Source organism: Spirulina sp. 06S082, from assembly GCF_034932145.1.
Taxonomy (GTDB): domain Bacteria; phylum Cyanobacteriota; class Cyanobacteriia; order Cyanobacteriales; family Spirulinaceae; genus CCY15215.
Genome location: NZ_JAYGHV010000161.1, coordinates 1 through 14,904 on the forward strand (window position 1 = coordinate 1; position 14,904 = coordinate 14,904).

16 protein-coding genes are annotated in these 14,904 nt (G+C 40.9%); 12 read left to right on the plus strand and 4 right to left on the minus strand.

All coding sequences use genetic code 11. The features are described 5' to 3' along the window. The 7 genes from VB714_RS12045 to sipA all read left to right on the plus strand — a co-directional run. A partial coding sequence (locus tag VB714_RS12045; RefSeq protein ID WP_323224429.1) for a hypothetical protein occupies positions 1–1,409 on the plus strand: 1,409 nt, incomplete at its 5' end. 12 nt (positions 1,410–1,421) lie between these two features. Next, positions 1,422–1,967, plus strand: a complete 546-nt coding sequence (gene rfbC, locus VB714_RS12050) for a dTDP-4-dehydrorhamnose 3,5-epimerase (RefSeq protein ID WP_323224431.1) — start codon at positions 1,422–1,424, stop codon at positions 1,965–1,967. A gap of 32 nt (positions 1,968–1,999) precedes the next feature. Then, positions 2,000–2,920: a dTDP-4-dehydrorhamnose reductase gene (gene rfbD / locus VB714_RS12055; RefSeq protein ID WP_323224433.1), complete on the plus strand. Its 921-nt coding sequence runs from the start codon at positions 2,000–2,002 to the stop codon at positions 2,918–2,920. Between the two features lie 44 nt (positions 2,921–2,964). Beyond that, the gene (locus VB714_RS12060) at positions 2,965–4,251 is read left to right on the plus strand and encodes a CCA tRNA nucleotidyltransferase (RefSeq protein ID WP_323224435.1); all 1,287 of its coding nucleotides are present in this window, start codon (positions 2,965–2,967) and stop codon (positions 4,249–4,251) included. Positions 4,252–4,290: 39 nt separating this feature from the next. Further along, positions 4,291–4,620 carry a hypothetical protein gene (locus tag VB714_RS12065; protein ID WP_323224436.1) on the plus strand — a complete coding sequence of 110 codons (330 nt, stop codon included), beginning with the start codon at positions 4,291–4,293 and terminating at the stop codon, positions 4,618–4,620. Positions 4,621–4,739: 119 nt separating this feature from the next. Continuing rightward, positions 4,740–5,729, plus strand: a complete 990-nt coding sequence (locus VB714_RS12070) for a sirohydrochlorin chelatase (RefSeq protein WP_323224438.1) — start codon at positions 4,740–4,742, stop codon at positions 5,727–5,729. 13 nt (positions 5,730–5,742) lie between these two features. Then, positions 5,743–6,000 (plus strand): regulatory protein SipA, encoded by a 258-nt coding sequence (gene sipA / locus VB714_RS12075; protein WP_323224439.1) that lies wholly within the window; start codon positions 5,743–5,745, stop codon positions 5,998–6,000. Between the two features lie 14 nt (positions 6,001–6,014). Here the strand turns inward: sipA and VB714_RS12080 are convergent, their stop codons facing one another. The 4 genes from VB714_RS12080 to VB714_RS12095 form a co-directional block, all read right to left on the minus strand. Further along, positions 6,015–6,572 (minus strand): Uma2 family endonuclease, encoded by a 558-nt coding sequence (locus VB714_RS12080; RefSeq protein ID WP_416309661.1) that lies wholly within the window; start codon positions 6,570–6,572, stop codon positions 6,015–6,017. Positions 6,573–6,627: 55 nt separating this feature from the next. Further along, a complete protein-coding gene (locus VB714_RS12085) occupies positions 6,628–6,852 on the minus strand; it encodes a DUF167 domain-containing protein (protein ID WP_204103770.1) in 225 nt (74 codons plus the stop codon). A gap of 35 nt (positions 6,853–6,887) precedes the next feature. After that, the gene (locus tag VB714_RS12090) at positions 6,888–8,147 is read right to left on the minus strand and encodes a hypothetical protein (RefSeq protein WP_323224444.1); all 1,260 of its coding nucleotides are present in this window, start codon (positions 8,145–8,147) and stop codon (positions 6,888–6,890) included. A gap of 200 nt (positions 8,148–8,347) precedes the next feature. Continuing rightward, positions 8,348–9,607: a hypothetical protein gene (locus VB714_RS12095; RefSeq protein WP_323224446.1), complete on the minus strand. Its 1,260-nt coding sequence runs from the start codon at positions 9,605–9,607 to the stop codon at positions 8,348–8,350. A 219-nt stretch (positions 9,608–9,826) separates the two neighbouring features. Here VB714_RS12095 and VB714_RS12100 point away from each other — a divergent pair, with 219 nt between their 5' ends. The 5 genes from VB714_RS12100 to VB714_RS12120 all read left to right on the plus strand — a co-directional run bounded on the left by VB714_RS12100 (position 9,827) and on the right by VB714_RS12120 (position 14,649). Next, positions 9,827–11,023: a glycosyltransferase family 4 protein gene (locus VB714_RS12100; protein WP_323224448.1), complete on the plus strand. Its 1,197-nt coding sequence runs from the start codon at positions 9,827–9,829 to the stop codon at positions 11,021–11,023. Positions 11,024–11,038: 15 nt separating this feature from the next. Further along, the gene (locus tag VB714_RS12105; protein ID WP_323224450.1) at positions 11,039–12,073 is read left to right on the plus strand and encodes an FkbM family methyltransferase; all 1,035 of its coding nucleotides are present in this window, start codon (positions 11,039–11,041) and stop codon (positions 12,071–12,073) included. 118 nt (positions 12,074–12,191) lie between these two features. Beyond that, positions 12,192–12,551: a DUF433 domain-containing protein gene (locus VB714_RS12110; RefSeq protein WP_323224452.1), complete on the plus strand. Its 360-nt coding sequence runs from the start codon at positions 12,192–12,194 to the stop codon at positions 12,549–12,551. Beyond that, entirely contained in the window at positions 12,548–12,907 is a 360-nt protein-coding gene (locus VB714_RS12115; RefSeq protein ID WP_323224454.1) for a DUF5615 family PIN-like protein, read from the plus strand. Before VB714_RS12110 ends, VB714_RS12115 begins: the two co-directional genes overlap by 4 nt. Before the next feature lie 95 nt (positions 12,908–13,002). After that, entirely contained in the window at positions 13,003–14,649 is a 1,647-nt protein-coding gene (locus VB714_RS12120) for an ABC transporter substrate-binding protein (RefSeq protein WP_323224457.1), read from the plus strand. Positions 14,650–14,904: the final 255 nt, after the last annotated feature.

The following is a 14,904-nucleotide window of genomic DNA, read 5'->3' on the forward strand; positions in this document are numbered from 1 at the left end:
CCTGGTATGTTACTCCTTTTATGAATTTTTGGCTCGGAATTTTAGGGTTGGCTTATCTTCTTTATCTCAATCCTAATTCAAGTGCAATTGTAAAAAATAAGATTTTAAAACCTTTTGTTACAGCGCGATCGGCTCAAATATGGAGTTTATTAATTTTCTTTATTTTGACCTATTTCTATTTAATGTCTGGAATCACTTATATCGATAAAGCATTTTATTTATCTTCAAGAATCCCAGCAGCAGCAGCTTGTTTGCAAAGCTATAAAACCGCACCTACTTATTGCGAAGAACATTTATTTCAAGGAGGTTATGGTGATTTTACCGCTATTCAAAAACTCGCTGAACCTTTAGAAAAACATCAATTATCGGTGTTTTCTCCTCATCAAACTCGCATTTTACAAGGAGACTTTATTTTAGATACTGTTCGTTTTCAAGATAGTCCCGATCGCCATCTAATTTACTGGAGTTCGGATTTTGGCAAAACTAAATCTTCTTGGCAAGATTATCAACACTTAAATTTAATTATTCCAGCTTCTAGCGAGATTATATGGACGCTTAACATTCCTGAAAATATACAAAAAGCAGAATTTAAGACTGCGATCGCCTCCCAGCATTCGAGTTCGAGTCCCGTTACCTTTACCATTGCAATGGAATCAGAAAATGCGCCAAAAAGCAACATAATTAGCAAAACATTGCAACGCGATCGCCAATCGTGGTATCCTCTCTCCATTCCTCTCACTGAATATGTGGGTCAAACCATCTCTTTACATTTGCAAGTTGAAGCAAAAACGAACAACTTAGACACTGTGGGGATTTATCGTTATCCTTTCATCGATCTAAATTTAAACCCAAAAATAGATGCAGAAGAAAAAATTGAGATTATTCCTTCTAATACAGACTTATCTCCTGTATTTCCAGCTAAAACCGTCAAGGATTTTCAATTCGAGTTGCGCGATCGCAATGTTTGGAAAATCTCCGGTTTAGAAATTTCCGATCCCCAAACTCTCCCAACCCAAAAATGGTTTGTAGAATCACTACCTCCCAGTTTAGAATATAATCAACCTTTAAACTTATGTTGGGCAGATTATTCCTATTTCTCTATTAATCTGGCAGTTTCTCCCGCAATTTATCCGCAAACCTTAAAAGTTGCTTATCGTTTGGGCGATCGCGAAACATTTCATAAAGATGACTATTTTAAAATCCCCCTAATTGCCGATGGTCAACTACACGGTTATACTTATAAATTAAGATTGCTGAATTTAAACAAAGATGCCCATCTCGCAGGAATCGAAATTCAACCTTTCGTCGTTCATGGTATTTTACAAACTGGAGAACAAAAAGCAGAAAATTGGGTGAATATTACCGATCTTCGCTTTTTACGACAAGAAGAAGAAACATTTTGTAATTAAACTCAATTTTTTATGAAAATTCAACCCACTAATATTGCCGATGTATTGTTAATTATCCCCAAAGTATTTGAGGACGAACGGGGATTTTTTTATGAGAGTTATAATCATCGAGAATTTACTCAACTCACAGGACTTTCTCCTCGGTTTGTACAGGATAATCATTCGCGATCGCTACGTCGTACTTTGAGAGGACTTCATTACCAAATTCAGCAACCTCAAGGTAAATTAGTCCGAGTTATTGCTGGAAAAATCTTTGATGTTGCAGTAGATCTGCGCCAATATTCATCTACATTTGGACAGTGGACGGGATGCGTTCTTAGTTCCGAAAATCGGCATCAATTATGGATTCCCATTGGGTTTGCTCATGGTTTTCTCGTCCTTTCTGAATCTGCGGAAGTTCTCTATAAAACAACTGATTATTATGCACCACAATACGAACGTTGTCTTTTCTGGAACGATCGGGACTTAGCAATAGATTGGTCTATAGATGAACATCCCATTTTATCAAAAAAAGATAAACAAGGAATGCTTTTTAAAGACGCAGATTTATTTACTTAAGTTGAAAATTATATTGTTTATTTTTTAAACTTATGAGTTCATTGATTCTTTTATTCGGTAATACCGGACAATTGGGACAAGAAGTTGAGAAAAAGTTGCAGTCAACCGGACAAAATTACGTTGCGTTAGCCCGCGATCGCTGTGATTTTACCCAACCCGAAAGCCTTCGAGAGGCGATCGCCGCTTACCAACCGAGTGTTATTATTAACTGTGCTGCTTATACCGCCGTTGATAAAGCCGAAAGCGATCGCCAGATTGCAGAAATAGTTAACGGAAGCGCACTACGAGTTATCGCCAGAGAAGCAGAAAAAATCAATGCCTTTCTCCTGCATATTTCTACAGATTATGTTTTTGATGGCAATAAAAATATACCTTATGAGGAAGGCGATCGCGTTAATCCGATTAATGTTTACGGATCCTCTAAACTAGCAGGAGAAAAAGAGATTCAAGAAAACTGTAGTCGCTTTCTCATCTTGAGAACCAGTTGGGTTTATGGCGTGTATGGGAAAGGAAATTTTGTGAAAACTATGTTAAAATTAGGAGCAGCAAGAGCAGAAATTGGCGTTGTTGCAGATCAAATTGGCAGTCCCACTTGGACAGGAGATTTAGCGAATATTATCACCCAAATTCCGACAAATTTAACCGGTATTTATCATTATAGTAATAGTGGTGTTGCCAGTTGGTACGATTTCGCTGTTGCTATTTTTGAAGAAGCACAACAATTAAATTTTCCCCTGAAGATCGAGCGAGTTATTCCCATTACAACGGCTGAATATCCTACTGTTGCAAAACGTCCGGTTTATTCAGTTCTCTCTTGTCAAAAAATCGCTTCTATTTTAGAATCTTCTCCTCCTCACTGGCGAAAAAGTTTACGAAAGATGTTCGTAGGGGTTTGGTCTCCAAACCCATCTCCAAACCCATCTCCAAACCCATCTCCAAACCCAAAAGAATAAGGTAAAATAGAGAATTAAAGCGCAGGACATATTGCCAAATCATCATGCCTTTAACTCCGAATTTATCGTCCCTATCTCCAGAAAATCTACCCTTTGACCTGTCCCTACTTCCCCAACCCGTCTATATCGTAGGAGGATGCGTGCGAAATGCCCTTTTAGGGCGCAAACATCCCTATTTTGATGTAGACCTCGTATTGCCCTCAGAAGCCGTAGAAACGGCACAACGAATCGCTAGATATTATCAGGCCGGATTTGTTATTTTGGACGAAACGAGACAAATTGCCCGAGTAGTCTTTGAGTCAGGAACCGTGGATTTTGCTCAACAACAAGGTAGGACTTTAAAAGAAGACTTAAAACGGCGCGATTTTCGTATCAATGCGATCGCCTACAACCCCCGCACCAGAAAATTTATCGATCCCCTAAAAGGGAGAAAAGACCTAGAAAAGAAAGTCATTACCGCGATCGCCAAAGTCAACCTCGAAAACGATCCCCTGCGTCTCCTGCGTGCTTACCGTCAAGCCGCCCAACTTGACTTTACCATCGACTCCAAAACCCGCACTTTGATCGGACAACTTGCCCCCAATCTTGCGAGAATATCCGCCGAACGGGTTCGCCAGGAGTTAAACTATTTACTGGCAGAAGCCAAAGGCGATCGCTGGTTGCACGCGGCTTATGAGGACGGTATCCTGTCAGTATTTTTAGAAAACGCAACAGAAGACAGCATTAAGCAAATCGACAAGATCGACCATGCTGCCTGGTTATTGGGGAAAATTTGGGTAGATTTGGAAGCAGAATTACATCGTCCCATTGGTAGTACCACCTCGAGTTTAAGTTTGGCAAAATTAGCCTCCTTGGTATCCCCAGAGGTAAAAATAGCGCGATCGCAATTGGAAACCCTAACCTATTCTCGCGCAGAAATTCGCGTGGTTCTCAATATTCTCCAACATCTTCCCCCCATTCTCGCCCTCGTCAACGCACCTATGAGCCTAGAAACGCAGTATTTTTTCTTTCAGGAGGTGGGAGATGTTTTTCCTGCTTTAGCTGTATTTGGAGTTGCTGTAGCTGCCTGTCGCGATGTTTTACAAGAAACCCAAGCTACCAATGCGATCGCGCCCTTAGTGAATGCGTATCTCGACCCCAATAATCAAGTAGCACATCCGACCCCTTTAGTGACAGGAAACGATTTGATTCATCATTTAGGGTTGCGACCTTCCCGCGCGATCGGCACACTCCTGACCCAACTGCAACTCGCCCGTATTAACGGCAAAATAAGCACTCCAGAAGAAGCCCTACAATTAGCAGCAACTTTAATCCCTTCCCCATCGTCTTAAAATCATAAACCGTTTTAACACCGAATTTTTACACCGATCATGCTTGACATTCAACCCAAAATCCCTCCTATTTTTGCATCTTCTTTAGCCATCGCGGCGATCGCCGCAATTTCCTTTTCTCCCCTAGCGCGATCGGCAGACTTTACCGAAAATGGAGAAAGAATTTTCCTGAGAAGTTGTATCGCTTCCTTTAATAATTCCCAATTCACCCCAGAACAAAAAGAAAGAATCTGTCGATGCGTCCTCAATGGCTTCAAACAAGATAGCGTCAGCAATGAGGATATGTCTACTTTTACCACCAACGCCAAAGACCCCTCAAAATGGTCTCCCAGTATTCGCCGCGTTATGAGTAGTTGCGCCCCAAGTTAGCAAGTTTAGCCAGTGATAAACCGTCACTGGTGACTAAATTATCCCCCTAGCCTGCATTTCCTTTTGAGAAGGAAGCCGATAAGATAGCAAAGCACCTTGCCCAAAAATGTTTAAATTGAATGTTGGAAACGCCTCTAACTTCTTTGACCTTCCCCTCATTACCCCTACAACGCCCCCTGCTGGCGATCGGTCATGGTACTCGAAACGAAGGAGGACGACAAACCTTTATTGATTTTGCCAAAGCCTACGAAGCGATCGATCCTTCTCGTCCCGTGATTCCTTGTTTTTTAGAACTGACGACCCCAAGCATTCAAGATGGAGTTGATTATTGCATCGAACGGGGTTATTCGGAACTGTCGGCGGTTCCCATTCTCCTCTTTGCGGCACGTCACAACAAATTTGATGTTACCAATGAGTTAGATCGCGCCCGATCGCGCCATCCCCAATTAAAATTCCACTACGGGCGACATTTTGGCATCTCTCCTGGTATTTTTGAACTTTGGCAAAAACGCTTGGCTGAGTGCGATCGCCCAGAAAAAAATCCCCAGCAAATTCCGCGATCGCAAACCGTACTATTATTTGTAGGAAGAGGTTCTAGCGATCCCGATGCTAATGGGGATGTGTTCAAAATGGCACGGATGCTATGGGAAGGAAGCGGATATAAAACCGTAGAAACTTGTTTTATCGGTATTACTCACCCGCGTTTAGAAGAAGGCTTTAACCGCGCCCGTCTTTACAATCCCCAGCGCATCATCGTGTTACCCTATTTCTTGTTTACTGGGGTATTAATGGAGAAAATTTTCCACATTTCAGCGCAACAACAGGAACAAAATCCCGATATTGAGATAACGTGTTTACCAGAAATGGGCATTCATCCCCATCTTTTGCAAATATTGCGAGAACGAGAAATTGAAACACAACTCGGTCAGGTACAGATGAATTGTGAAATGTGCAAGTTCCGTTTAGCTGCGGTGGATGGGTCGGAAACTGGACATCATCATCATAACCACGGTCACGATCATAATCATAATCATAACCATGATCATCCTCCCGTCGATCCTTATGCAGATGTGGAGAAATATCATGGCAGAATTTGGCAAGTCCCATAATTGTTAATTAGTAATGAGTGAACAAGAGTTTCAAATAGGGGCAAAAGTGCGTTTAGTCGCACAACCTCCGTATTTTAAAACTGCGGAACCGATGCCGATGTTGCGTCCTCCTGATGTGGTTAAGGTGGGAGAAGAAGGGACGGTGCGCGATCGCCGTCCTGGGGGTTATTGGGGGGTAAAATTTGCTCGGGGTGCTTTTTTAATGGATGCTCAATATATTGAGAGTATTGAGGATATTGCGGCGATCGCATCTTCTAATGAAGAGGAATAATATTATTTCTCGATTTAATCAAACTCAGGAGGCCAAAGTTCGGCGATCGCGACTTCCCAACCGGGAAATAATTCTGGAATGGTTAAAATATCTCCATTTTGCAGTAAAATTGGGTCGCTATTAGGTCGATTTACAGTGACGGTTTGGCGATCTGGATCGATAAGAATACCCACTGTTGCACCCATTAACAGAAACATTTGAATTTTTTCTCTCAGAGGTTTTAGAGTATCGCTTTGAGATTTAATTTCTACGACAAGATCGGGAACCAATTCGCCAAAATAGCGCACATTCTTTCGCAATCTTTCTGCTTTGACAAAGGAAACATCGAGTGCCTTAATATTAGTATCGGGTAAAATAAAGCCTCCAGATGAATCAAAAATGCGTCCAAGACGACGAGGATTTACCCAAAGAAACAAAAAGGCACTGAAGCGAATGCCGATTTCACTTGAGGTAATATCAGAAGGACCCATAACGATAATTTTTCCGTCTTCGAGTTCGAGTTGGTAATCATACCCTGCTTGGCATAGGTTCGTTTGAATCTTGTCCAGGTCTTTAACGGTCATTCCTTGCATGAGATGAAACTCCACAATCCGGGAATTCTCTCCATTTTATCTTATAGTTGAGAATTTAAGTCAATAAAATTTCTACCAATTTATTTTTTGCAGATAAACCGCTTTTAATCGTCACCTGCGATCGCGCAACTCCGTACTGTTTTGCTAATATCTTAATTAATTCTTGATTCCCCTTGCCATCCACAGGAGGAGACTTGAGATAAACTAATAAACTGCCATCGGGTTGTTCGATAATTTCTTGCCGTTTAGAATTGGGTTTAACTTTAACTATTTTTTTCATAGATTACGAGAAATTCGAGGATATAGGAGAGGAAATCAAAACAAATAAACCAGAGCTAAAATACCTAGCAACCCCAGATAAGTTAGCGGGAATAGCCAGCGACAAACATTGTCGATGGAAGTGGCAGAAGTTTCTTTTCCTTGGAGATAAAGCATATTAACCGTGATATTTTCAATGATTGTGAGAACTAACATCACAAATGATAGTAAAATCAGCCCATCTAGAAAGGTATTGTAAATATGATTGGGGAGTATATCCGAAACGATAAATTGATAAGCAACAATCGTTAAAACCCCAGTAAAGGAAACTCCAAGGCGATCGGCCAAACCATCTCCGATCATCCAAAATACAGACCAAGAAATACCAACGATGGTAATCATCGGAATGATGATTTTGGTAATATAAGAACCGGGATCTCGTTGAACGGTAATTTCTGCAATCAGTTGAGAAAAATCATTCTTATCTCGCGGTCCCCTTTTGATTTCTAAATGCTCTTTAATATCAAGAATGTTCCATTCAGGTATCGAAAAATCCGATGAAAATCCGATGAAATTATCCTCAATCTGAAATACCAGATAGTCCTTTGACCAAGCGAAAGACTCGAATTCCAGCAAGAGTTGTTGAGTGTCAAAGGGAAAACGACGCATCTCAAAATCTGATGCTAAAGTAATAAAGAACCGTTCTTGATATTCCGCAGTTCCATCGGGTTCAATAATAAGTTCTTCGTTTTCACGTTGTCGGGGGGCAACTTCATTGATAAAATGTACGTCAGGCCACCAAATTCGTTCCAGTTCTTTTTCCGCATCTTTTTCTAGGAATATATCTTGTTGCCAGTTCGCATTTTTGGGCTCGAAGCTTAAACGAGGATCGCACCAGATTAAATTTAAAAATCCCTCCATTGTATAACTATTGTCGCTGGCAGAAAGTTCGCTAATTTCTTCTACAAACAGACCCACTCCAACTTGGGTTGCCCCAACGAGATTTGGTGGACGAACGAAACGAGGGAGATCGAGTTCGACAAGGAGTTCATTGAGAGGTAAGGCTGCTAGTTGAGCTTTCTTTTGGCTTTGATCTGTTAATTTACCATAAGGAACTTCTGAGCATTTTACCTTCATATTGGTGACAGATTGAGCCGCAATTTCGCTCGGAAATTGCAAAGACTGGGGTTTTGCATAACTTTCAGAAAATAAGGAAACTTGATGCCAGAGCAAAATTGTTACCAAGCAAAAGGGTGCAAGCCAAAGGGTGCGAATTCTGCCTAGATGCTTATAAAAGCGTTGCAATAACTGATACATAAAAGCAATATTAAAGCAAGATTTAGAGATGGTTTCGGGATGGCGATCGCGCTCAGTTGCATTTCCTTCGTCAACTCAACACGGAAAACTATTATAGACTATGGTGATGAGGTTTTAATGCGATCGCCATTTCCGTCTCAAATCTTAAATATAATCCAGTCTTTTAAGTAAATACTTTAGCTGGAAACAGTCAGAGGAAATCAAAGCAAATAAATCAGAGCCAAAATACTTAAAAAAACCAGATAAGCTACCGGGAATAGCCAGCGACAAAAATGGTCGATTGAATTAGCAGAAGTTTCTTTTCCTTGCAGACAAAGCATATTAACTGTGATGTTTTCAATGATTGTGAGAACTAACATCACAAATGATAGTAAAATCAGCCCATCTAGAAAGGTATTGTAAATATGATTGGGGAGTATATCCGAAACGATAAATTGATAAGCAACAATCGTTAAAACCCCAGTAAAGGAAACTCCAAGGCGATCGGCCAAACCATCTCCAATCATCCAAAATACAGACCAAGAAATACCAACGATCGTAATCATCGGAATGATGATTTTGGTAATATAAGAACCGGGATCTCGTTGAACGGTAATTTCTGCAACCAGTTGAGAAAAATCATTCTTATCTCGCAGTCCCCTTTTGGTTTCTAAATGCTCTTCAATGTTGATAATTTTCCATTCAGGTATCGAAAATTCAGACGAAAACCCGATGAAATCTTCCTCAACCTGAAATACTAGATAATCACTCGACCAAGCGAAGGACTCCAATTCCAGCAAGAGTTTTTGAGTGTCAAAGGGAAAACGGCGCATCTCAAACTCTGATGCTAAGGTGATAAAGAACCGTTCTTGGTATTCTATAGTTCCATCGGGTTCAATAATGAGTTCTTCGTTTTCAATTTGTCGGGGGGTAATTTCATTGATAAAATGTAGGTCAGGCCACCAAATCCGTTCCAGTTTTTTTTCCGCATCCTTTTCGAGGAATATCTCTTTTTGCCAACCCGCTTGTTTGGGCTCGAAGTTTAAACGGGAATCGCACCAAATTAAATCAAGAAATCCTTCCATTGCATAACTATTATCACTGGCAGAAAGTTCGCTAATTTCTTCTACAAATAGACCTATTCCAACCTGGGTTGCCTCGACGGGATTTGGTGGACTAACGAAATGAGGCAGATCTAGCTCGACAAGGAGTTCATTGAGAGGTAAGGCTGCCAGTTGAGCTTTCTTTTGGTTTCGATCTGTTGATTTACCGTAGGGAACTTCTGAGCATTTGACCTTCATTTTGGTGACAGATTGAGCCGCAATTTCACTCGGAAATTGCGAAGACTGGGTTTTTGCATAACTTTCAGAAAATAAGGAAACTTGACTCCAGAGAAGAATCGTTCCCAAACAAAAGAGAGCAAGCCAAAGGGTACGAACTTTACTTAAATACTTATAAAGGTATTGAAATAACTGATACATAAAAGAAGCAGTAAGGCGATATTAGAGAGGGTTTTGGGACCGCGATCGGTTGCATTTCCTTCGTCAACTCAACGCGGAAAACTATTATAGACGATGGTGATGAGGTTTTAATGCGATCGCCATTTCCGTCTCAAATCTTAAATATAAACAGATTTACATTTTTGAGATGTACCCGAAAAATATACAATGAGGAACAAAGAGCCAAAAATAAAGTTATAGATGAACTCTGCTAATAATCCTCCTCCTTATCGCATTCTTATTGTTGTTTCTCATCCCATTCCTTACATTATCCCTCTATTTCGGTTAATGGTTAAACAAAAATGGGATTTTCAGGTTGCATATTGTTCTTTAGAAGGGGCAGAATCTTACCGCGATCGCGATTTTGCCACGGAAGTAACCTGGGATGTTCCTTTATTAGAAGGATACCCTTGGACCCACGTTCCCAATATTTCTCCTAAGCCTGGACTGAGTAAGTTTTTTGGACTGGTTAACCCTCAATTAATGCAACTCGTCCAAGCAAGCGATGTTATTATTGTTTATACCGGCTATGCTTATGCTAGTTTTTGGCTGACGGCATTGGCGGCAAAACTACAGGGAAAAGGCTTTATTTTTAGTACAGATACAAGTAGTTTATCTTCGCGAAGTGGCAGATCGTGGAAGGCAAAAATTAAACCTTTTCTCTTACCCCAAATTTACCATCTCGGCGATGCAATTTTAGTTTCAACCCGTTTTGGCAAACAAACGATCGCCAGTTTAGATATTCCCGAGGAACGCATTTTTATTACCCCTTTTGTTGCCGATAATGATTGGTGGTTAGCACAAGCTGCTCAAGTCGATCGCGCCCAAGTTCGCCAAGAATGGCAAATTCCTCTCGATGCGACTGTCCTCACCTTTTGTGCTAAATTGCAACCGTGGAAGCGCCCTCAAGACATTCTCGAAGCGTTTGCTAGGGCGAATGTCCCCAATAGTTATTTGTTGTATGTGGGAGATGGGGCAATGCGATCGCAACTCGAAATGAGAACAAAAGAACTGGAATTAGGCGATCGGGTCAAGTTCTTGGGCTTTTTAAATCAAAGTCAATTACCTGCGGTATATAAAGCGGCGGATCTGCTTTGTCTCTGCTCGGAATATGAACCCTTTGGGGTTGTCGTGAATGAAGCGATGTTATGCGAATGCGGGGCGATCGTTAGCGATCGCGTGGGTGCGAGAGAATTAGTTGAACCCGGAAAGACTGGATATATTTACCCTTGGGGCAATATTGACAAACTATGCGCCACCCTACAATTGATTATACCACAGAAGGAAAAATTAAAAAAGATGGGAAAAAATGCTAAAAAACGTATGGAAAAATGGTCGCCCCAAGAGAATATTAAAGCGCAAGAAAATGCAATTAGTTTTATAATGAACAACAAATAGTTATCAACTATAAAGATGCTCAACGCTATCAACTATCAACTATCAACTATCAGCTATCAACTATCAACTATCAACTATCAACTACTTACCTATCAACTATCAAAAATGCTCAACGCTATCAACTATCAACTATCAACTATCAACTATAAGTTAAATCGCCCTGAATACTTTCTACAACCCATTCAAATTTATCGCCGTCTTCGTCGTCCTCCTCAACAATCTCTTGATGAATTTAAAGACATCAAATTACCTTGGGGAACTCCCTTTCGCATTCGTCCTCATCCCGATGATAAAGTCGAATGGTCTTTGTGGATCATGGGAGTTTATGACTTAGCCTTAAGCGAAGCAATCTGGCGATTTGTTGACCTAGGAGAAACGGCGATCGATATTGGCGCAAATATTGGTTATATGACAGGAATTATGGCAGAAAGAGTCGGAAAATCTGGCCGAGTAATTGCCTTTGAACCCTGTCCTGGAATCTACGAAGAATTAGAGTTTAATATTCAAACTTGGCAGAATTTAAAAGGCTGGAATCCCATTGAACTCAAAAAAGTTGCGCTGTCGAATAAAACTGGAACGGGACTGTTAAGATTACCCACGTATAATCGCGGAGAAGCGGCGATCGTGGAAAACAAAGAATCTGTAAATGCTGACGAGACTTTAAATGTTTATGAAGTGAACTTAAATCAATTAGATAATATTCTCGATCGCAACCTAAAAATAGGAGTTTTAAAAATTGATATCGAAGGACACGAATTTTCCGCCTTTCAAGGGGCAGAAAAAACACTCAAATCCCAACAAATCCGAGATATTTTCTTTGAATCCCATCACGGTTATCCCACTCCTGCCTCAGAGTTTTTAGAATCCTGCGGCTACCGTATTTTCCGGCTTTGGAAAGGCTTTTGGAGACCCTTACTCTATCCCGCAGATTATCCCCTAATTCACCCCTGGGAACCTCCCAATTATTTAGCGACACTGGATGGCGATCGCGCCCAGAAACGCCTAAAAAAAAGAGGTTGGTCAATTCTCAGGACTATTTCATATAGATAGAACTTACGCATTAACGGGCAAAGACTATAGCAGTCGATCTCGCATCTTTTCTGGAGGATTAGGAAGCACAAATGGCGATCGCGCCTAAAATAAAACAATAATCCCAACCTCGCACGGTATGAACTTAGAAGATTACTTTGAACCTATTGCCCCCGATAACATTCGGATTAAAGGGCATCGCATAGGCATCGAAACCATTATCGAATCGTTCCTCAACGGTTGCGAACCCAGCGAAATTGCGATCGAATACCCTGGTCTCGCTCTTGAAACTATCTACGCCACTATTACTTATTATCTGCACAACCGCTCAGAACTTGATACTTACCTTATGCACCTGCATCGCGAGAAAGAAGCAGAATATCAAAAGGCAAGGCAAAATCCTCCTCTTATCGTGCAACGAATGATAGATATTAAAGCCGAACGCAAAAAGCAACACCTGCAATTATCTTCCCAATCGGAGATAAATCGTGGTTTATGAAGACTCGATTTCTATTGGACGAAAACTTATCACTCCGTCTGAAAAAAGCCGTTTTACAATTTGATTTGCAAATTGACATTCTCCGAGTTGGAGAACCAGAAACCCCACCTTTGGGCACTCTTGACCCTAACATCCTCGAATATTTGGAAATGTCTCGACGGATATTGATTACGGATAATCGCAGTAGTATGCCAGCACATCTTAGCGAGCATTGGAACGCGGGAAAACAAATTTGGGGATTATTCTGGATTCGTCCGTCTGCCTCTCTTAAAGATATTGCCGAGGCAATTTATATCGTTTGGGAAGCCAGCGACGCTGAAGAATGGATCGATACGCTCGATTGGATTCCCTTTTGATATTACAATTAAAGCAATCCGATCGCGGTATCTTTTACTCGAACAAAATCCTGTAGAATCAGTAGATCCAAAGTACGTAATTTAAAACCCAAATTATGCAGCAAAGATTTTTAAGGCTAACTTCCTTGGGACGTTTCTTCAGTTTATTTTTCCTCTGTTTTTTCTTGGTTGTCGGTTGTAATACCACAACCCCGAATTCCCAAGAAAATCCCACTTCTACCACAACCGCCCGAGGCGATCGCGTCACCCTCGGTACCACAGATAAACCTAGGACTCTCGATCCTGCTGACAGTTATGAAATTGCTGGATCTGCCATCATCTATAATGTTTGTCAAACCCTCTACGCTTACGAACCTGGTACTACGGATTTAAAACCCCTTCTCGCCACAGAAATGCCAGAAGTTAGCGAAGATGGGTTAACCTACACTATCTCTCTGCGAGACGATGTTACCTTCCATGACAGCACTCCTTTTAATGCCGAAGCGATGAAATTTTCCCTCGATCGCTTTATTAAAAATGGCGGAAAACCTTCCTTTCTTCTCGCAGATATCGTTGAGGCGATCGAGGCTCCTGACGAGACAACTTTAATCATTAAACTGAAAAAACCCTTTGCTGCTTTTCCAGCCTTATTGGGCTTTTCTGGCACCTGTGCAGTTTCTCCTGAAGCCTATGAAATTGGAGAAGGAAAATTTAATCCCAATGAACTGATTGGATCGGGTCCTTATACCCTCACAGAATTTAATAGCGATACCATTCGCCTTGATGTTTTTAAACAATACTGGGGAAACAAACCAAAAAATAAAGGCGTAGATATCCAAATTTATAATGATAACTCCGCCAATCTTTTCAATGCCGTCCGTACTCAAGCGGTTGACATTGCCTCGCAATCTCTCGATCCCGACCAAATTGCTAACCTTTTAGAAGATACAAAAGAAGACAAATTACAGGTTATTGAAGCCCCTGGAACTGCCGTGAGTTTCATCTCTTTAAACCGCAACCAACAACCTTTAGATAAATTAGAAGTCCGACAAGCGATCGCCTCAATTGTTAATCGCAAACTTATTAACGAACGAGTTCTTCAAGGTCAAGCAGATGAACTATATAGTTTAATTCCTACTTCCTTTGATGTTTACGAACCCATCTTTGAGAAAGTCTATGGCGATGCCAATGTTGAGAAAGCCAAAGAACTATTAGAAAAAGCCGGTTATTCTGCGGATAATCCTGCTATTGTTCCGATTTGGTTTCCCGCTTCTTCTAATAGTCGTACCCTCGCCGCCCAAACACTACAAGCCTTTGTCGATCAAGAGTTAGAAGGAGTCTTAAAAATTGAACCAGAAACTGTTGATGGTGCGACCTTCTTTAAAAATGTGAAAGAAGGAATTTATCCAGCAACAATGGTCTTTTGGTATCCCGACTTTCTCGATGCCGACAACTACGTGCAACCCTTTCTAAGTTGTGAGAAAGGCTCTGTAGAAGGGGGTTGTTCTGAAGGGGGTTCTCAAACTCAAGGCTCATTTTATTATAGCGATCGCGTCAACGAACTCATCGACGCACAACGCCAAGAAACCGATGCCGTCAAACGCAAAGCAATCTTTAAAGAACTGCAAGAAATTCTGGCCGAAGATGTACCTTATATTCCCCTCTGGCAAAATAAAGAATTTCTTTTTGTCCAAAATGGTGTAGACGGCGTGCAAATGGATGCCAGTCAGAATATTCCCTTCTGGGAGATTTCTAAAGGATAAGATTGAAAACATGAAAGATGGGGAAGGAAATAAACAAAATCAAGGCTGAATTTCTTTCCCCCTTCTCTCGATCCCTTATTGACTGAAACCAAGATTATTCTGTTTTATTAGCCTAAAAGGACAAGAAAAATCAAGACATTTGTTACAAAAATTATCAGAACTTCTTCAGCACTACCAAATTTTAAAGATCCGTGGCTCGCTGTTAATTTGTCCCTGTTTTTTCCAGGGATCGGACAATTATATGCTGGCAAAACA

Bases quoted from the DNA above. Each gene is read 5' to 3' on its own strand.
- VB714_RS12115 (WP_323224454.1), top strand. From the start codon at position 12,548: ATGAAGACTCGATTTCTATTGGACGAAAACTTATCACTCCGTCTGAAA.
- VB714_RS12100 (WP_323224448.1), top strand. From the start codon at position 9,827: ATGAACTCTGCTAATAATCCTCCTCCTTATCGCATTCTTATTGTTGTT.
- VB714_RS12095 (WP_323224446.1), bottom strand. From the start codon at position 9,607: ATGTATCAGTTATTTCAATACCTTTATAAGTATTTAAGTAAAGTTCGT.
- VB714_RS12120 (WP_323224457.1), top strand. From the start codon at position 13,003: ATGCAGCAAAGATTTTTAAGGCTAACTTCCTTGGGACGTTTCTTCAGT.
- VB714_RS12085 (WP_204103770.1), bottom strand. From the start codon at position 6,852: ATGAAAAAAATAGTTAAAGTTAAACCCAATTCTAAACGGCAAGAAATT.
- VB714_RS12110 (WP_323224452.1), top strand. From the start codon at position 12,192: ATGAACTTAGAAGATTACTTTGAACCTATTGCCCCCGATAACATTCGG.
- rfbD (WP_323224433.1), top strand. From the start codon at position 2,000: ATGAGTTCATTGATTCTTTTATTCGGTAATACCGGACAATTGGGACAA.
- VB714_RS12080 (WP_416309661.1), bottom strand. From the start codon at position 6,572: ATGCAAGGAATGACCGTTAAAGACCTGGACAAGATTCAAACGAACCTA.
- VB714_RS12060 (WP_323224435.1), top strand. From the start codon at position 2,965: ATGCCTTTAACTCCGAATTTATCGTCCCTATCTCCAGAAAATCTACCC.
- VB714_RS12090 (WP_323224444.1), bottom strand. From the start codon at position 8,147: ATGTATCAGTTATTGCAACGCTTTTATAAGCATCTAGGCAGAATTCGC.
- VB714_RS12105 (WP_323224450.1), top strand. From the start codon at position 11,039: ATGCTCAACGCTATCAACTATCAACTATCAACTATCAGCTATCAACTA.
- sipA (WP_323224439.1), top strand. From the start codon at position 5,743: ATGAGTGAACAAGAGTTTCAAATAGGGGCAAAAGTGCGTTTAGTCGCA.
- VB714_RS12065 (WP_323224436.1), top strand. From the start codon at position 4,291: ATGCTTGACATTCAACCCAAAATCCCTCCTATTTTTGCATCTTCTTTA.
- VB714_RS12070 (WP_323224438.1), top strand. From the start codon at position 4,740: ATGTTGGAAACGCCTCTAACTTCTTTGACCTTCCCCTCATTACCCCTA.
- rfbC (WP_323224431.1), top strand. From the start codon at position 1,422: ATGAAAATTCAACCCACTAATATTGCCGATGTATTGTTAATTATCCCC.